We start from the raw sequence: 16763 nt of genomic DNA on the forward strand, positions 1-16763 counted from the left end.
CTGTTGTGAATTCCGCCGAGTTCGTCAGCTGGTCGGAGCCGGCAGCGGGAGCGGCGCCGACGAGGGCGCCGACGAGGGCTCCTGCGGCGGCTGCTCGATCGGTGGTTGCTCGATCGGTGGTTGCGTGATCGGGTTTTCCGACGGCACCGGCGGGGGCGGTTGCGTGATCGGGTTTTCCGACGGCACCGGCGCGGGCGGTTGCGTGGTCGGGTAGTCCGACGGCACCGGCAGGGGCGGCTCCGGAGTGGGGACCACTGTGATGGTGGGTTCGGGGATGGTGGACGGCAACGTCTCGGGCGGGAGCGTCGTCGTGGGTAGCGGCGGCAGTGAAGTGGGCGGCACACCGGGAATCTGCAGATCCGTGGGCAGAGTTCCCGGCGACTGTTCGACTCCCGGCGCTGTCATGGAACCGGGTGTGCCCGGAACGATGGCCGGCAGTTCGGTGGTCTGTATCGGCGCGACGGTGGTGGTGGTGCCGGGCGTCGTGGTCGCCGGCGGGGTGGTGGGAGCGAGCTTCTCGATTTCCGCGGCGAGCTTTGCACGCCACACGTCGAGTTCGTTGCGCATGTCGGCGTCGCGTACCCCGCCGGCACGGTCGGCGGCGTTGTCGAGCAGGTGCCGCGCCGCCTCCGCGTCGCCCGCCGCGATCAGCCGCTCGGCTTCCTGCAGCTGTGAGGTGGTGTCGATCTGCGCGACGGTCGAGTCGGCCTGCTGGCTGAACACGACCGACTTGACGCTCCACAGCGGATCGCCCGGTTCGGCGTTGTACGAGAAGATGGTGGCGCCGCCCACGATGACGGCGATCGCGGCGGCAGCGCCGGCGATGGGTCGCAGCAGACGGAGCTTGCCGCGGGCAGCGCTGCGTGCGGAACGGGCGTCCGAGGCGTCGATCGCCGCGATCACGTCGTCCAGCAGCGGACCGGTCGGCATCGGCGTCGCCACGATGTCGGCGCGCCAACTGGTCAGCAGGAGCGCGAGCTGGTCCTGTTCCGACGAACCCGGTGCGACGGGACCGCCACCGGCGATCGCGTCGATCAGCGCATCGTCGCGGCGTACTGCCGCGACGTCCACCGGTGCATCGTCTTCTGGGAGATCGGCATCGGGATTGCCGTTGCCATTGATGCTCCTGGCCACACCTCTCACCTGCCCTCGTCACCCGCGATGGCTCGTGTCGAGCCACGCGGACAGCTCCCGTGGTACTACCCACGGCCGGGGCCGTTTCCTCGGCTGACATCCCGCTGTTCGGGTCGTGACTACGACACCTGGTATGTCGGGGACGGGCTCCGACTTGTTACGGTTGCCGCACCACCACCCCGTCCTACTTGGGCCGACCCCGGCGCACTCGGGCGGTCCTGAGGCCCTGGGCCGGGGGTCGACGTCTTTGCAGGGGCATCGTCTTCGGGGTGGACGACTCTCCCGGTTGGATTATCCCACCAATGGCCGTACTCGGCGAGGCTCAGCAATTGTCACACCGGAACATGCCCCGGGGACCGTTACAGGCCGACCACCTGTTCGAGGGCGTCGAGTTCGGTGTCGAGGTGGTCGAGCATCGGGTGCAGGTTCGGGACGGTGCGCCGGCAGCCGGTCAGTCCGAAGACGAGTTCGTCGTCGCTGCTGGTGCAGGTGATGTTCAGGGCTTGTCCGGTGACCGGGATCGACAGCGGGTAGAGGGAGTCGAGGCGGGCTCCGTTCCAGTACAGCGGGGTGCCGGGTCCGGCGACGCTGGAAATCACCAGGTTGAACGGCGGGCGCTGCGGTCCCCGGCGACCGAGGAGCATCTCGATGCCGAGGGGTGCGGCGCCCAGGGCGCTCATCGCCAGGACTTGGGTGGGGCTCATCGCGCGCAGAGCGTGTTTGCCTTCGCGCATGCACGTCCGCACGGTGTCGAGGCGGTGGGCGGGGTCGGGCAGATGGGTCGCGAGGTTGCACATCAGGACCCCGATCCGGTTTCCGCCGGCGGCTTCCGAATCCGTGCCGGAGGTGTTGGGGCGCAGGGAGACCGGGACCATCGCGATCAGCGGCTCGGCGGGCAGTGCGCCGAGGTCGTGCAGGTAGCTGCGCAGTGCTCCGGCGGACATCGTCAGGATGATGTCGTTGACGGTGGCGTCGGCGTGCTTGGCGAGCAGCCGTATGCGTTCGAGCGGCCAGGTGCGGGCGGCGAAGTGCCGGGCGCCCCCGATGGGAACGTTGAACATGGTGTGTGGCGCCCGCGTCGACAGCGGGCCGCCCTCGGCGCGGAATGCGCGGTCCACGGTGCCGGCCAGCGCCGGTGCCAGGCCGGCGACTTCCCCGGCCGCGCTGCGGGCGCCACGCAGGACCTGACCCGGTAGACCGCGGAGACTCGCCGGTGTCGACGGCGCGGGTTCCGTCCGGACCGGGTCGGTCACGGGTGCGGCGGGTTGCCAGGGAGCGGGCATGCCTCTGCGGGTGGGGTCCTCACTCATGCTGCGGCGCAACAGATTCATCGCGGACGCACCGTCGGCGAGGGCGTGGTGGATCTTGGTGTAGACGGCGTAGCGGCCGTCCGCGAGCCCCTCGATCAGGTGCATCTCCCACAGCGGGCGGGTGCGGTCGAGTGCGGCGCCGTGCAGCCGGGACACCAACGTCGTCAGTTCGAGCATGCCGCCCGGCTGGGGTAGAGCATTGCGATGCACGTGATAGTCGACGTCGACGTCGGTCGCGGTGTCCCAACCCCACTGTCCCAGGGTGGTGACCGATCGGCGGGCCTGCTTGCGGAAAAGTGGTGCCACCTCGTCGGAGGCCGCGGCCGCCGCGAACATCGCCCCCACCTCGGCCGCGTCGGCGCCGTCCGGTGGCGTGAAGATCGCCAGGCCACCGACGTGCATGGGATGCTCCCGCGACTCACCGAGCAGGAACATCGAATCGGTCGGCGACATCGGCAACACCATGTGTGGCGTCCTTCCGCAGTACGAAATCGAGCATCCGTACTGCCGCTACGGGTACTTCCGGAGCCGAGCGTTCAGCTCCTGGTAAACAGGTCGTAAGATAACGGTTGCGTGTGGTTCATGTCACAAACCGGCATCCCTGTTTAGTTGTACAGGAAGCGCGGCCTACCGCGCGAGGCCGAAGGTCCCGGATAGGACAAGTCGGGCGAACTCAGCGCTCAGGTCGTCGATCCCCGGCCGAGCACTCGGTCCCACCAGTCGGCGAGAGGGCTGGGCTCGGGCCAGATGATCGGATCCTCGGGTGTCGACACGGATTCGCTTTGGTCCTCGCCCTCGGAACTTCGATCCCGATCGGTGTCGGGGAGGGATCGCCGGACGGCACCGCACCGGTTGGCCGACACGGTCGGTGATCGATCCGGACGAATCGTTCGCCGCAGCGGCGGTGGATCGGCCGGCGACGACGGGATGCGGACTACAGGGGGGAATTCGTTCTCGGGCACGAACGTTTGCTCCTTCACTGCACGCACCGAGCAACTGGACGCGCCGGCCGGCCGATCCCCGTCTAGGGGAGTGACCCACCCGCGTCACTGTCGATGCCCTCTCAGTTCTATCCGACCCGGCCCGCCCTGTCAGCTGAAACGCCGAACACTGCGGAAGCGTGCCGCTGCCGGGCATCCGCCCGAAATGCGAACCAGCCGGGGCCGGCGCATGACGGAGGTCCCCGGAGCATTCCCCGGGGACCTCCGTCGGTTCGGGGCAAATCCCGAGGGGTCTCAGCGCGTCGATGGGGTGAAGGTGATCGGTAGCTTCTCGCATCCACGGACCTGGGACGAATGGAAGATCGCCGGACTGTCCGGCACGAGGGTGTAGTCGGGAATCCTCCGGTGGATTTCCTCCAGGGCCAGTCTCAGCTCGAGCCGCGCGAGGTGGGAGCCGAGGCAGCGGTGCGGGCCGGCGCCGAAGCCGATGTGGCGATTGGGATGCCGTTCGATCTGCAGTTCGTCGGCGTTGTCGAACTCGTCCTCGTCGCGGTTGGCGGAGGTCATCACCACCAGCAGCTGGTCGCCGGCCCTGATGGTGACGCCGCCGATCTCGACGTCGCGGGTTGCGCGACGGCCGCTGCTCGTCGCGGTCTCGATGCGCAGAATTTCTTCCACCGCCGACGGGATCAGCGTCGGGTCGTCGATGATCGCCGCGCGCTGCTCGGGATTGCGCGACAGGTGGATCAGTCCCCAGGCGAGAGCGCCTTGGACGGTGTGCAGCCCCGCCACCAGGAGGAGGAAGAACATTCGGCACAATTCCTCGTCGGTGAGTGGCCGGGGTTCTCCTCCGACGTCGAGCGGGGTGTTGATGATCTGCGCCGTGAGAGTCTCCGAACTGTCGTCGCCGGATCGCACTCGCGCCACGACCCGACCGAAGTACTCGTAGATCTCGGCGGCGGCCTTCGCGCGGGCCTCGGCTGATTCCTCCTCGCTCGCGCCGGGGATGCCCTGGAGTGTGATGTCGGTCCACTCGGTGAATCGCGGTGCGTCGCTCAGGGACCATCCCATGAGCGCAAGGAAGATTCGAGTGGGCAATTCGTGCGCGAACTCGGAGATGAACTCGCACTCACCGGCCGCAGCGAATCCGTCGATGAGATCGGTGACGATCCCCCGGATCTCGGGCTCGAGCGCCTTCATGCTCTTGGGGCTGAACAGCGGCTGCAATGCCCGCCGGTAGTAGCTGTGCTCGGGTGGGTCGAGTTCGAGTGGAAGGAACTTGCCCTGGGCCGCATTCAACAGGTTGTTGGGGAAGCTCGAGAAGGTCTCCGGATCCTGGAGGACCTGGAGGGCTTCCTTGTATCGGGTGACCACCCAGTGTCCGCCGTGCTGCGGCGACCAGAGGATCGGTCCCTGCGTGCGCAACGCGGCGACACGTTCCTGGAACACATCCGTGGGCGATGCCAGGGACGGGTCGTACACATTGAAGTCGGTGATCAGGTGACCGGGAATTGCGATCTGTGTCGTGACCATCGGGATCCTTCGCGAGGGAGAAGTCCGGTGCGTCGCCTCGAGGGGGACGTACCCGGAGGGTCGGATGAACTCGCGCTGCCGTGAACCAAGGCGAGGGCTGAGGTGAGAAAGGCGACTGCCTTGCGACGAAGGTAGATCAGCGCCCTCGGCGCGGTCAACAGTCAATATGTTCTAACCCCGGTATGACGCACGGGATTCAGCCGGCACAAGACGTCTCCCCTTGACCAATTAACCGACAGCATTTAGATTAACTGACGTGATCCGCGACACTGTGGTGTGTGAGCGAGTGGTACGTCGCACGGAGGTGTGCGGTGACTCGTTGCCGCGCGGCAGACTCGGCGTGAAAACGTTGTGGAACAGAGGATCTCACCGGAGCTGAACCATTCGAACACTCTGCCCCGCGGCCGCGTTCCCCTTGTCCTTCCCTCCCAGTGGTTTCCTCCGAAGGGGCAATTATGAGCTTTCGCCGTGTGATCGTTGCCGAACCCGACGGCTCGGCTGCACTCGTTGCCGACAGAGAGATCGCGAGGTTGGCCGCCGAGGGTATCGACCCCATTTGGCGTACCGACTCCGTTCCCGAGGTGCCCAATCCCGGCGGTGTTTCCGACACCCTCGGGTTTCCCGATCCGGGTGGGGTATGGGTCATCGGTTGGATTCTCGAACCTGGCCGGATGGGCAACAGCGACAACGGAATAGTGGTAATGGACGAGGAGGCGCCGGGCTTCCATCGCACCGATTCCATAGACGTGCACGTGCTTCTCGAGGGCTCGCTCGTGCTCGAACTCGAGGACGGCACGGAGATCGCGCTCGGCGCCGGCGACACCGTGGTCGTCAACGGCAACAAGCATCGATGGCACAACCGGGGCGAGCAGACGGCACGGGCCATCGTCACCATCTGCGGCGCATCACGCACCAACCGACAGGAGATCTGACATGGAACCTACAGTTGTGAACAGCGTGCCGGCCGCGCGGACTGCACCGCTCCGGTGCGGAGTGTTTCTTCCGCCGTACCACAACCCGCGACGCAACCCCACGATGGCAATCGAACAGGACCTCCGCCACGTCGAGGATCTCGATCGCCTCGGATTCCATCAGGTGTGGTTCGGGGAACATCACAGTGGCGGGTACGAGGTGGGGCCCTCACCGGAACTGATGATCGCGGCAGCAGCCCAGCGTACGTCACGCATCGAGCTGTGCAGCGGCGTCATCTCCCTTCCTTATCATCATCCACTGATGGTTGCCGACCGAATCACATTCTTGGACCACATGACTCGCGGTCGCATCCGGATCGGAGTCGGTCCGGGTGCGCTCGTGGCCGACTCGCAGATGATGGGCATGGATTACAACCTGCTGCGGCCGCGGATGGAGGAATCCCTGGACGCCGTCCTGGAACTGCTGAGCACACCTGGACCCGTCGACCGCAAGACGGAATGGTTCTCGCTCGAGGACGCCCGAGTTCAGCTGGGCCCCTACTCGTATCCCGGGGTGCCGATCACGGTCGCGGCCGCCATGTCGCCGTCGGGCCCGAAGCTTGCCGGAAAGTACGGGCTCGGTCTGCTGTCGATCGGGGGAACCAGCGCGAAGTCGATCGAATTGCTCGCGCAGACGTGGGACATCACCACCAGCGAGGCGAACGCGTACGGGCAGTCGGTGGATCGCGAGGACTGGGCCATCGTCGGCAACATCCACATCGCCGACACCTACGAGCAGGCCGTCGAGGACACCAGATACGGGCTGCGCGACTTCATGGACTACCGCCACGTCGTCACCCCGATGAAGATGATCGAACCCGGTGAGGACGTCACGCACGAGGAACTGGTCCGGCGTGTCAACGAGTCCGGCTACGGCTGCATCGGCGACGCGAACGACGCCATCGCGTACATCCAGAAGATCATCGACCGCACCGGCGGCTTCGGCACGTTCCTGGCGACGGCCCACGACTGGGCCGACACGGAGGCCACGTCGCGCATGTACCGCATTCTCATGCGTGACGTCATGCCGCGCTTCACCGGAACGTGCGAACCGCTGCTCAATTCCTACCACTGGACGCAGGCGCGCAAGGAAGGCTTCAGCGAACGCTTCGCGACCGGTATCAGCCAGGCGACCCATGACTACGAGCGCGCGAAGAGCGCACGGTAATTCCCACCTCGACCACCTTTTCGAACAACAGGAGTATCGATGACGTCACTCGACGGAAAAGTAGCAGTCATCACCGGCGGAGCACGAGGGCAGGGCCGTTCCCACGCGCTCACCCTCGCCGCCGCCGGCGCCAAGATCGTGGTCTGCGACGTCGCTGCGCCGATCAAGGAGGTGCAGTACGCGCTCGCAACATCGGAGGATCTCGAGGAGACGATCCAGCTGGTCAAGGAAGCCGGCGGCGAGATCGCCGGCATTCAGGCGGACGTCCGGAGCAGCGCGGAGATGAAGTCCGTCGCAGACCTGGCGGTGTCACAATTCGGACGGATCGACATCCTGCTGGCGAACGCCGGTATCCACGATCACTGCGAGTCGACGCTCGAGATCGAGGACGACGCGTGGCAGACGATGCTCGACGTCAATCTCACCGGCGCGTGGAAGGCCTGCAAAGCGGTCGTTCCCGTGATGATCGACGGAGGCCGAGGCGGATCGATCGTGATCACCTCGTCCGTCGACGGACTGCGCGCTGCCCCGTCGTGGGGTCACTACGGAGCGGCGAAGCACGGACTTCAGGGCTTGAAGGACACACTCGCATTCGAACTCGGCCAACACAACATCCGGGTCAACACGGTGAACCCGACGGGGGTCAATTCGCCGATGGCGGCCGGCCTGTCGCAGGTGCTGCCGCACGTGGTGCGGAAGTGGAAGGACAACGACCGCACGAACCTGCTGGACGTGACGATGCTCGAACCGCAGGACATCTCCGACGCCGTCCTGTGGCTCGTGTCCGACGCCGCCAGGTACGTGACCGGGATCGACGTGCCGATCGACGCGGGCTACCTGACCAAGCACTGACCGTTCGGGTCCGTTGCGACACCGGTCCACAGGCTGGAATCGAAATGCCAATTCACGAGAGTGGAGATGCGATGACCCCGAGTAGCGAGGTGGCCCGCGAATTCCCGGCGACGCTGGCCGGCCCGTATGCGGACGGCCTGGACCTGCCGTACTGGGAGGGTCTGCGGGCAGGTGAGCTCCGTCTGCAGAGGTGCGGCGAGTGCGGCTTGTGGATCTGGGGGCCACGCTGGATGTGTGGGCAGTGCCAGGTGTTCGACCCGGAATGGGTCGCCGTGGAAGCGGTCGGACGGGTCTTCTCGTGGTCCCGGACCTGGCACTCCTTCATCCCGGAACTGGCAGGCGAACTGCCGTTCATCACGGTTCTCGTCGAACTGCCGCATGCCGGGGGACGCCGGGTCCTCGGCCTGCTCACAGAAGACGGAGACGCCGACATCGCCATCGGGGATGCAGTCAGCGGGATCATTCAGCAGCCCGCCGATGCGCCGTGGCCGCTGCTGCGCTGGCAACGCGCGGGCACGCCCCCCGAGACCGAGCAGGGAGAACACCGATGACCGATTCATTTCTGCGCGGGGCGGCCGCCGTGGTAGGCGTCAGCGAGTTCCACTACAAGCGAGGAGAATCGCCCGACAGCGAACTTCGGATGACGTTGCGGGCGATCGTCGAGGCGGCCGCCGACGCCGGCGTGTCACCGCGCGAGATCGACGGCTTCGTGTCGTACGGCGGCGGCGAGAACGATGGGACCGTCGTGGGCTCATCGCTCATGTCGCACCGGATTCGATGGTCCAACATGATCTGGGGAGGCGGCGGCGGTGGTGCAGCCGCGGCGATCACGAACGCGGCGGTCGCCATCGCGGCAGGACAGGCGCAGTGCGTCGTCGTCTATCGCGCTATGGCGCAACAGGATTCCGGTCGTCTCGGATATGCCAAGCACCACTTCGACGGGCACATGCTCCCGCACGGGGTCGGATCGCCGGCCCAAGCCTGCGCGCTGCGCACCCGGCGGATGCTCGAACACGACGGTGTCCCGGAATCCGCGATGCGATCCCTGGTTCTGGCCGACTACTTCCATGCCCAGCAAAATCCGTCTGCCGCGGCATTCGGCCGTCCACTCGACGAAACTGGATACGACGCGTCCCGGATGATCGTCGAGCCGTACCGGCTGTACGACTGCTCACGGGAGAATGACGGCGCGGTCGCATTGATCCTGGTCTCCGCGGATCGCGCCGAGGCGCTCGGCCCGAATCCGGCGTACGTGCTGGCCGGTAGTCAGGGCGCGGTGGGCGGCTATGCCGTCGACACAGAGAACGATCTCGACTACACCTCGGCCGGATTCGGCGGCACCGCCGGCGTCGCGGAGACCCTCTGGGCGGATGCCGGCCTCGGACCCGACCAGGTCGATGTCGTCCAGGTCTACGAAAACTTCAGCGGTTCGGGAGTGGCCGCACTGATCGATCACTCGCTGTGCCCACCCGGTGCCGATGCCGGCAAGGTCATGACCGTCGAGAATCTCACCGCACCACACGGGCTGCTCCCGGTGAATACCAGCGGTGGCAACCTGGCGGATTCGTTCGTCAACGGCATGGGGTTGGCCGTCGAAGCGGTTCGCCAGGTGCGCGGAACCTCCACCAACCAGGTTCCCGACGCGACGGTGTCCCTCTTCATCGGCGGACCGATGGCCGCAGTCTCGAGTTCGGTCCTGCTGTGCACGCGCGACGTGCTGTGAGCTGAAAGGAAGCACGACATGGCAGTGACAGGAGAGGAACAGCCGGTCCTGAGCCCCCGGTCCGGCATCGATGGTGTCGCGATCGCGGACCGAATCGTCGGGTCCTGGGAACTCGTCGAGTACTCGACGACGTCCGACGCGGGCACCGTCGGCCATCCGCTGGGGCCGGACGCTCGCGGACTGATCATCTACTCGGCCGACGGGTTCATGTCGGCGCAGATCATGCGCCCCGGCCGAACCCTCTACCGGTCGGTCAATGTGCACAGCGGCGAGACGAGCGAACGCAGCGAGGCGGCCGGCGGCTACCTCGCGTATTCGGGTCCGTACCACGTCGACGAGGCGAACTGCGCCGTGTGGCACGAGATGACGGTGTCGCTGTATCCGAACTGGATCGGCGACAACCAGAAGCGGCAAGTGCGCTTCGACGGCGACCGAATGACGCTCTCGTCGGATCCGTTGGTGTTCCGCACGACCACGCTGTTGCCCGCGCTGGTCTGGCAGCGAACCGCGCGTCCGAGGCGGGTGACGACATGAGCGGCGGGGGTTTCACCTTTGCCGTCGACCTGTCGACACCGAACGCGTCGGTCGAGAGCATCGTCCTCGTCCGGCGACCGGGTGCCGTCGAGACCGTGCGGATAACCGCTCCGGACCTTCGTGAGGCGCAGAAGAAGCGCTCATCGATCAGGGCAGGGTTCGAAGAACGCGGAACGTCCGGTGGCCGGGTCGACGTACTGCTCGACGTCGTCGTCCACATCGCTGCGGATGCTCGCACTGCCCGCCGCGAAGCGGTCGGAGGACAGGGCCACACGGTGGTGTACGTCGGAACACCCAGCGGACTCGCAAGCTTGATTCTCGACATCCGCGCGGCCGACGTTGCCGACGGTGTCACCGTCGTTCCGGTTGCCGCGGAGGGGCGTGCACGCGATTCCTGTGCACAGCTGCTGCTCGGTGACGTGCTGGCGTTCCTCGAAGCCCGCGGCCTCGCACCGGACGTGACGGCCCGGCGGCACGCCGGCTAGCTCCCGCCCAGCCACGGAGAAACGGAGAACCAATGCGAATCGTCGTCGACAGGATCCCCGGTGAGTCACAGATCCGGCTCGAAGACGCCGGCGAGTTCGGCTCCCTCCACATCGAATCGGCCGACCCGCGGCACGGCGTCTCGCCGGATCACCTTTCAGCTCTCGGCCGACCGTCCGGCGCATACCAGGTGTTCGTCGACCCGGCCACGATCCGTGCCCTCGCGGGGAACCGGGCGTCCGACCCGACGTGGTCGGCGGGATTCGAGGCGATGATCGACTTCGCCGAGCGTCGCGGATGGCTCAGTCCCGCAGGCGAGATCAGGGTTCACATCGCACCGAACGTATGAGAGGACGAGACGTGACGACACGATTGGACAGCAGTGAGTTCTCGGCTGTGAACACCCGGGAGCTCCGTGACGTACTGGGGCACTTCTGTTCCGGTGTGACGGTGGTGACGGCGATGGTCGGCGGCGAACCGGCGGGTTTCACCTGCCAGTCGTTCTCGGCGCTGTCGCTGGATCCGCCCCGGGTATTGCTGTGCCCGAGCAAGCGCTCGACGAGTTGGCCCACGATCCGCACCGCCGAGACGTTCTGTATCAACGTGCTCTCGGCGGGGCAACAGAGCCTCAGCGACCGCTTCGCGATATCGGGTGGACCGAAGTTCGACGGAGTGCAGTGGCACCCTGCCGAGCGCGGAGCGCCGATCCTGGACGGTGTGGCGGCCTGGTTCGAGGTGGCACTGGAGGCGGAGCACGACGGTGGCGATCACCTGATTGCCGTCGCCGCGATGCTCGGCTTCGACGCAGACCCGGCCACGGAACCTTTGCTCTTCCATCGGAGCCGATACAGGGGGATCGTGGATCCGAGCCGCTGATCATCGTGGAGGCGATCCCGGCAGAGCGCCGTGGGACGGCCGGAGCGAGTCGATTTTCGACCGAAAGTGGGAGTGATGGGACGACCGGCAAAGCCGCTGATCAGTCGGGGTTCGACGGTCGCGGCAAGCATCGAGATCATCGACACCGAAGGAATGGATGCGTTCAGTCTGCCGCGCGTCGCCAAGCATCTGAACGTGAGCACGTCGTCGCTGTATCACCACTTCGCCGATCGCCGTGAACTCATGACCGAGGTGGCGAAGGAGATCATGTTGGAAGCGGTCGTCCCCGGCCACCCACAGGGCAAGGACTGGGTGGAGTGGTTCGTCGACCTCAGCCTCAACTATCGCGACGCCATTCTCCGCCATCCCAACGCAGCCCTCGTGTTGGTGCAGTTCCTCCCGCGAGACATCCTCACGAGCACATACGAGAAGTGCGCCCGAATCCTCGACGACGCGGGTGTGCCGGCACCTCTGCATGTGGTGATATTGGATGGGTTGGAGAAACTTTCGCTCGCGACGACCCTCACCGAACTGATGCGTCAGCCGGTCGGAAGCACGGAGATCTTCCCGAACGTCGACGCGCGCAGACACCCCACGCTCACCCGCGCGCTGGCGACGAACCGGTGGTCGTCGCGGGAGCTCTTCGTCGTCACGATCCGCGGTTTCCTGGCCGGCGTGGTGAGCGGGGCCCCAGCGGTTGAATCTTCCACGTAGACGCACCGGATCTCGGTGCGGTCTCAACCGTGATACTCCGAAAAATATTGCAGTTGAGTAATTCTCGAAAGTTTTGATTTGCATCTCCCTTGACTCCTGTTATCTATAACCTTAAGGTAAAAGCAGTTCGCGGATCACGTCCGGTGCGAACCGTGACTTCAGTGCGGGGTGTGAGACCCGCCAGGGAGCCCTTTCCGAGCTGCCCGATCAATTCGATCCACCCGATGATGCGGAGTGAGCCATCGTGAAATGTGATTTGTATGTGGACGGCACATGGTGTGCCTCCGCGAGTGCCGAGCGTATCGACGTGGTCGATCCGACCACCGAGGAGCTGATCGGGGACGTCCCCGCCGGATCGGCAGAGGATGTCGATCTTGCGGTTGCCGCTGCGAGACGGGCGTTGGAGCCGTGGTCACAGACCGAGCCGAGCGCACGGGCCGAGTTCGTGTCTCGTCTGGCCGACGAACTGGAACGGCGGCAGGACGAGATCACGGACCTCGTGGTCGCCGAGGTCGGCACCCCGCGCAGGGTGGCGCGCTGGGCGCAGGTCGGACTGGGCATCGTCGACCTGCGGGAGGCCGTCACCGCTGCCGAGGACTTCCCGTTCGAAGAAACGCTCCGAAACTCACTGATCGTGAGGGAGCCGGTCGGTGCGGTCGGGTGCATCACGCCCTGGAACTACCCGCTGCACCAGATCACCGCCAAAATCGGCGCCGCGCTCGTGACCGGGTGCACGGTCGTCGTCAAGGCCAGCGAGGTCGCCCCGTTCACCGCTCGGGCCCTGGCCGAAGCCGTCGACGCCGTCGGCATCCCACCGGGCGTGTTCAACCTCGTCCACGGATACGGACCGATCGTCGGCGAGGCCATCGCCGTGCATCCGGACATCGACATGGTCAGCTTCACCGGATCGAACTCGGTCGGAAAGCGGGTCCTCGAATTGGCCGCGGGAACCGTGAAGCGGGTGTCGGTCGAACTGGGCGGCAAGAGCGCGGCGGTGCTGCTCGACGACCTGAGGGGCGACGACTTCGCGAAGGCGGTGCAGCACACCGTGCGCGCCTGCTTCATGAACGGCGGACAGTCCTGCAATGCGCAGACGCGGATGCTCGTACCGCGCTCGCGCCTCGCCGACTCCGAGAAGTTCGCCGCAGCGGCGGTCGCCGCCTATACCCCGGGCGACCCGACCGACGGCGACACGAAGCTCGGTCCCATGGTCACGGCGGCTCAGCGGGAGCGGGTGCTCGGCTACATCCGCACCGGTGTCAAGGAGGGCGCGAGACTCGTCGCCGGTTCCGTCGACGCACCCGCCCGCACGGGGTTCTTCGTCGAGCCGACCGTGTTCTCCGAGGTGGATCCAGACGCCACGATCGCTCAGGAGGAGATCTTCGGTCCGGTGCTGTCGATCATCCCGTACGACACGCTCGAACACGCGATCGCGATCGCGAACGGCACGATCTTCGGTATCGCCGGCGCTGTGTGGTCTTCCGACCCGGAGCGTGCGACGTCGGTCGGGCGGAAGCTGCGCGCCACGCAGATCGAGGTCAACGGCGGAAAGTTCAACGGTGCAGCGCCGTTCGGCGGGTTCAAACAGTCCGGCCATGGGCGTGAGGGCGGTGCGTTCGGTCTCGCGGAGTTCACCGAAGTCAAGAGTCTGCAGCTGTAGCGACGCGCGTGCGGGCTCTGACGGGTTCCGCGAAGGAGTGAGCACGATGGTTTATACCGATCTGCCGTACGACGAGGTGACGAAGACCGGGTTCGCCCGGGCCATGTTCGATCACCTCGCCGAGGGCACCACCGATATGGCGCCGGAGATCCTCGAGGTCGATCCTCGCGTCTACACCGATCCGGAACTCGCGGCTCGGGAGCGCGCCGAACTGTTCGGATATGTTCCGATCATCGCGGCGCACAGTACCGAACTTCCCGGCAAGAACGATTTCCTGACCGTCCAACTGCCCAACAACGAAGTTGTCCTCGTTCGGCAGGCCGACGGCGGAGTTCGTGGCTTCGTGAATACCTGTCGACACCGAGGCGCGCGTCTCGTCCCCGACGACAAGGGCACGAAGCGGATCTTCTCGTGCCGCTACCACGGCTGGGCGTACGGAAGCGACGGCAGCCTGCGCTCGATCGCGGACGAACCCACGTTCGGATCGGTCGAGCGCAGCTGCATGAGCCTGCTGGAGATTCCGGTCGAGGAGCGACACGGCTTCATCTGGGCCGTCGACTCCGCGGCGGGTGATCGCAAGATCGACATTGCGGAGTGGCTCGGCCTGGAGTTCGACGAGTCCCTCGCCGCCATGGAGATGGACAAGTACACCTGCCACATCGCCCAGAACTTCGATGTGGACATCAACTGGAAAGTCCTGATGGACGCCTTCCTCGACGGCTACCACATCACCTCGACCCACGCCGGAACCGTGGCCCCGTACTTCTACAACAACGCGCAGGCCTGGGAGCCGATGGGCAGGCACGGGCGGATGGTGACGGCACGCAAGAGTATCGATGCCGTGCGTGGTGCGGCGCCCGAGGCCGTGCCGATCGATCGACACATCACGGTTGCGCACTTCCTGATGCCGAACATGACGGTCCTGCGGCAACCGGACCATCTGGAGGTCCTCAACTTCGTGCCTGCTCCGGGCACGGCCGTCGGAACTCGGATGCAGATGCGGCTCCTCACGCGGGAACCTGCGGTGACGGAGGAGGAGAAGGCGCGGTGGGACAAGAACTGGAGCATTCTCATGGCCGTGCTTCGTGACGAGGACCTCGTCGTCAACGAAGGCCTGCAGCGGGCCGTGGCGAATACCGACATCGGGCCGCTCCATTTCGGACGCAACGAGATCGCCAACCAGCACTTTCATCAGTGGATGGCGCGGGCGTTCGAGGATCCGCGTAGGTGGGGCTGAGCTCCGAAGACATGATGGGCGGTCGACCTCTGTCGGCCGCCCATCGCCGCCCTGGTCGACGTCGCACGTAATTGCGCAGCGCGCCAGAAGGTTCGATAGAAGCAATAGTTCGTTCCGGCTTGTCACGAGTACCAACAACCATTAGATTAACGCTCATGTGACGTACGCCATATGGCGTCTATATCCGCCACCCCCGCCCTGCCGTCATCGAGCCCAAACATTCACAAACCCGAAGGAATCGCATGTCGCACAACTCCGGTCCGGTGAAAGAAGGTACCGCCTCGGGTGCCAGATCCGTGGTCCTCACCTGCTTGGCCATCACGATCCTCGACGGCGTCGACCTCATCATGTTCGGTGCCGTCCTGCCGACGTTGCTGGAGACCAAACAGTGGGGAATTACAACCGCAACAGCAGGTTTGATCGGAAGTCTGTCGCTGGTCGGAATGATGGCCGGTGCCATGCTGGCCGGCTACATCACCGATCGCATCGGCCGGCGACCCGTCGTACTCGCCTGCATCGTGAGCTTCAGCCTGTTCACCGGACTGTGCGCCCTCGCGCCGAACGTCGAGGCCTTCGGACTATTCCGGTTGCTGGCCGGACTCGGTTTCGGTGGAGCACTCCCCACCCTCATTGCGCTCACCCAGGAATACGTCAAGGTCGATCGACGACAGTTCTACAACGGTGTCATTCAGACCGGCTTCCCGATCGGCGGGTGTCTGGTCGCCGTTGCCGGCATCTTCGTGATCCCCGCCTTCGGATGGAAATCGATGTTCGCCGCGGGTGGCCTTCTCGGCGTCGTCCTGTTTGTGACGGCATACCGGAAGCTGCCCGAATCGATTACCTTCCTGACGAGCAAGGGGCGGCACGATGAGGCCGGCGCGCTGGCGCAGCGCTACTCGATCGACGCAAGCGCCGAATCGGGAATGGCGCTCGAGCAGTCGAGAGATACTGGCAGTGAAACGAAGTCGGGACTGAAGCTCCTGTTCGCGCCGGGTTACCGGGTCGCGACGATCATGTTCCCGCTCATCACCTTCTTCGGACTCCTCGTCTCCTACGGCATGAATACCTGGATTCCGCAGATGCTGAGGGCTTCCGGTTACGACCTCGGATCCGCTCTGACGTTCCTGCTCGCGTTCAACCTCGGCAGCGCGATCGGCATGGTGGTGATCACGGGCCTGGCGGATCGGGTGGGATCGCGTCCGGTGATCTCGGTGAGCTTCATCGGTGGTGCGCTCGCAGTGTCTGCCCTGACCCTGCAGCCGGCACAGGCGGTTGTCTTCGGACTGGTTCTCCTGATCGGATTCTGCTCCTCGTCAACGACGGGTGTCTACGGATTCGTCGGGGTCTACTTCCCGGCCGCGGCGCGTGGCACGGCGCTCGGGCTGGCGGTCGGCCTCGGGCGGTTGGGTGGCGTGTGCGGTCCCATTCTCGCCGGCCTGATCATGAGTTCGGCGTTGGGATCGAACTGGGCCTACTACGCCTTCGCGTTCGCCGGAGTAGCTGCTGCAGTGCTGGTCTCGTCGGTACCCCGAGCGAACAAGACCGCGGCCAGAACGCCCTCCACCGTCGAGAAGGCCGCAGAACTTGCCTGAGTGCGGGCTCGTTCCTCCCGCAGAAACGCCACGTT

Annotated in this window: 16 protein-coding genes and 1 pseudogene; 13 read left to right on the forward strand and 4 right to left on the reverse strand. The window is 65.7% G+C overall.

Annotated elements, in window-relative coordinates:
* Nucleotides 1–24: 24 nt before the first annotated feature.
* The 4 genes and pseudogenes from H0B43_RS20025 to H0B43_RS20040 all read right to left on the reverse strand — a co-directional run bounded on the left by H0B43_RS20025 (nucleotide 25) and on the right by H0B43_RS20040 (nucleotide 4918).
* The gene (locus H0B43_RS20025; RefSeq protein ID WP_185726355.1) at nucleotides 25–1143 is read right to left on the reverse strand and encodes an anti-sigma-D factor RsdA; all 1119 of its coding nucleotides are present in this window, start codon (nucleotides 1141–1143) and stop codon (nucleotides 25–27) included.
* Nucleotides 1130–1237, reverse strand: a pseudogene (locus H0B43_RS43190) (RNA polymerase subunit sigma); the annotation flags it as partial. The pseudogene H0B43_RS43190 and the gene H0B43_RS20025, both read right to left, overlap by 14 nt.
* A 256-nt stretch (nucleotides 1238–1493) precedes the next feature.
* Nucleotides 1494–2909: a wax ester/triacylglycerol synthase family O-acyltransferase gene (locus H0B43_RS20035; protein ID WP_185950075.1), complete on the reverse strand. Its 1416-nt coding sequence runs from the start codon at nucleotides 2907–2909 to the stop codon at nucleotides 1494–1496.
* 770 nt (nucleotides 2910–3679) lie between these two features.
* A complete protein-coding gene (locus H0B43_RS20040; RefSeq protein ID WP_185726353.1) occupies nucleotides 3680–4918 on the reverse strand; it encodes a cytochrome P450 in 1239 nt (412 codons plus the stop codon).
* 455 nt (nucleotides 4919–5373) lie between these two features.
* On the opposite strand from H0B43_RS20040, the gene H0B43_RS20045 reads away from it, so the two are divergent.
* The 13 genes from H0B43_RS20045 to H0B43_RS20105 all read left to right on the forward strand — a co-directional run bounded on the left by H0B43_RS20045 (nucleotide 5374) and on the right by H0B43_RS20105 (nucleotide 16728).
* Nucleotides 5374–5850, forward strand: coding sequence for a cupin domain-containing protein (locus H0B43_RS20045; protein ID WP_185726352.1), 477 nt, complete (start codon nucleotides 5374–5376; stop codon nucleotides 5848–5850).
* A gap of 1 nt (nucleotide 5851) precedes the next feature.
* The gene (locus H0B43_RS20050; RefSeq protein WP_185726351.1) at nucleotides 5852–7057 is read left to right on the forward strand and encodes an LLM class flavin-dependent oxidoreductase; all 1206 of its coding nucleotides are present in this window, start codon (nucleotides 5852–5854) and stop codon (nucleotides 7055–7057) included.
* Between the two features lie 39 nt (nucleotides 7058–7096).
* Nucleotides 7097–7909 carry a mycofactocin-coupled SDR family oxidoreductase gene (locus H0B43_RS20055; protein WP_185726350.1) on the forward strand — a complete coding sequence of 271 codons (813 nt, stop codon included), beginning with the start codon at nucleotides 7097–7099 and terminating at the stop codon, nucleotides 7907–7909.
* A 71-nt stretch (nucleotides 7910–7980) separates the two neighbouring features.
* Nucleotides 7981–8460: a Zn-ribbon domain-containing OB-fold protein gene (locus tag H0B43_RS20060; RefSeq protein ID WP_185726349.1), complete on the forward strand. Its 480-nt coding sequence runs from the start codon at nucleotides 7981–7983 to the stop codon at nucleotides 8458–8460.
* Nucleotides 8457–9632 (forward strand): thiolase C-terminal domain-containing protein, encoded by a 1176-nt coding sequence (locus H0B43_RS20065; RefSeq protein WP_185726348.1) that lies wholly within the window; start codon nucleotides 8457–8459, stop codon nucleotides 9630–9632. Before H0B43_RS20060 ends, H0B43_RS20065 begins: the two co-directional genes overlap by 4 nt.
* Nucleotides 9633–9650: 18 nt before the next feature.
* Nucleotides 9651–10166: a lipocalin-like domain-containing protein gene (locus tag H0B43_RS20070; RefSeq protein ID WP_185726347.1), complete on the forward strand. Its 516-nt coding sequence runs from the start codon at nucleotides 9651–9653 to the stop codon at nucleotides 10164–10166.
* Nucleotides 10163–10651: a hypothetical protein gene (locus H0B43_RS20075; RefSeq protein WP_185726346.1), complete on the forward strand. Its 489-nt coding sequence runs from the start codon at nucleotides 10163–10165 to the stop codon at nucleotides 10649–10651. The genes H0B43_RS20070 and H0B43_RS20075 overlap by 4 nt, the downstream gene beginning before the upstream one ends.
* 32 nt (nucleotides 10652–10683) lie before the next feature.
* The gene (locus tag H0B43_RS20080; RefSeq protein ID WP_185726345.1) at nucleotides 10684–10998 is read left to right on the forward strand and encodes a hypothetical protein; all 315 of its coding nucleotides are present in this window, start codon (nucleotides 10684–10686) and stop codon (nucleotides 10996–10998) included.
* A gap of 11 nt (nucleotides 10999–11009) precedes the next feature.
* Nucleotides 11010–11525 carry a flavin reductase family protein gene (locus H0B43_RS20085; protein ID WP_312033690.1) on the forward strand — a complete coding sequence of 172 codons (516 nt, stop codon included), beginning with the start codon at nucleotides 11010–11012 and terminating at the stop codon, nucleotides 11523–11525.
* Between the two features lie 75 nt (nucleotides 11526–11600).
* Nucleotides 11601–12239: a TetR/AcrR family transcriptional regulator gene (locus H0B43_RS20090; protein WP_185726343.1), complete on the forward strand. Its 639-nt coding sequence runs from the start codon at nucleotides 11601–11603 to the stop codon at nucleotides 12237–12239.
* 244 nt (nucleotides 12240–12483) lie between these two features.
* Complete coding sequence (locus tag H0B43_RS20095) at nucleotides 12484–13899, forward strand: aldehyde dehydrogenase family protein (RefSeq protein ID WP_185726342.1); 1416 nt, start codon at nucleotides 12484–12486, stop codon at nucleotides 13897–13899.
* 46 nt (nucleotides 13900–13945) lie between these two features.
* A complete protein-coding gene (locus H0B43_RS20100) occupies nucleotides 13946–15136 on the forward strand; it encodes an SRPBCC family protein (RefSeq protein WP_185726341.1) in 1191 nt (396 codons plus the stop codon).
* Between the two features lie 242 nt (nucleotides 15137–15378).
* A complete protein-coding gene (locus H0B43_RS20105; RefSeq protein WP_185726340.1) occupies nucleotides 15379–16728 on the forward strand; it encodes an MFS transporter in 1350 nt (449 codons plus the stop codon).
* Nucleotides 16729–16763: the final 35 nt, after the last annotated feature.

It is taken from the genome of Rhodococcus sp. 4CII, from assembly GCF_014256275.1.
GTDB lineage: Bacteria > Actinomycetota > Actinomycetes > Mycobacteriales > Mycobacteriaceae > Rhodococcus_F > Rhodococcus_F wratislaviensis_A.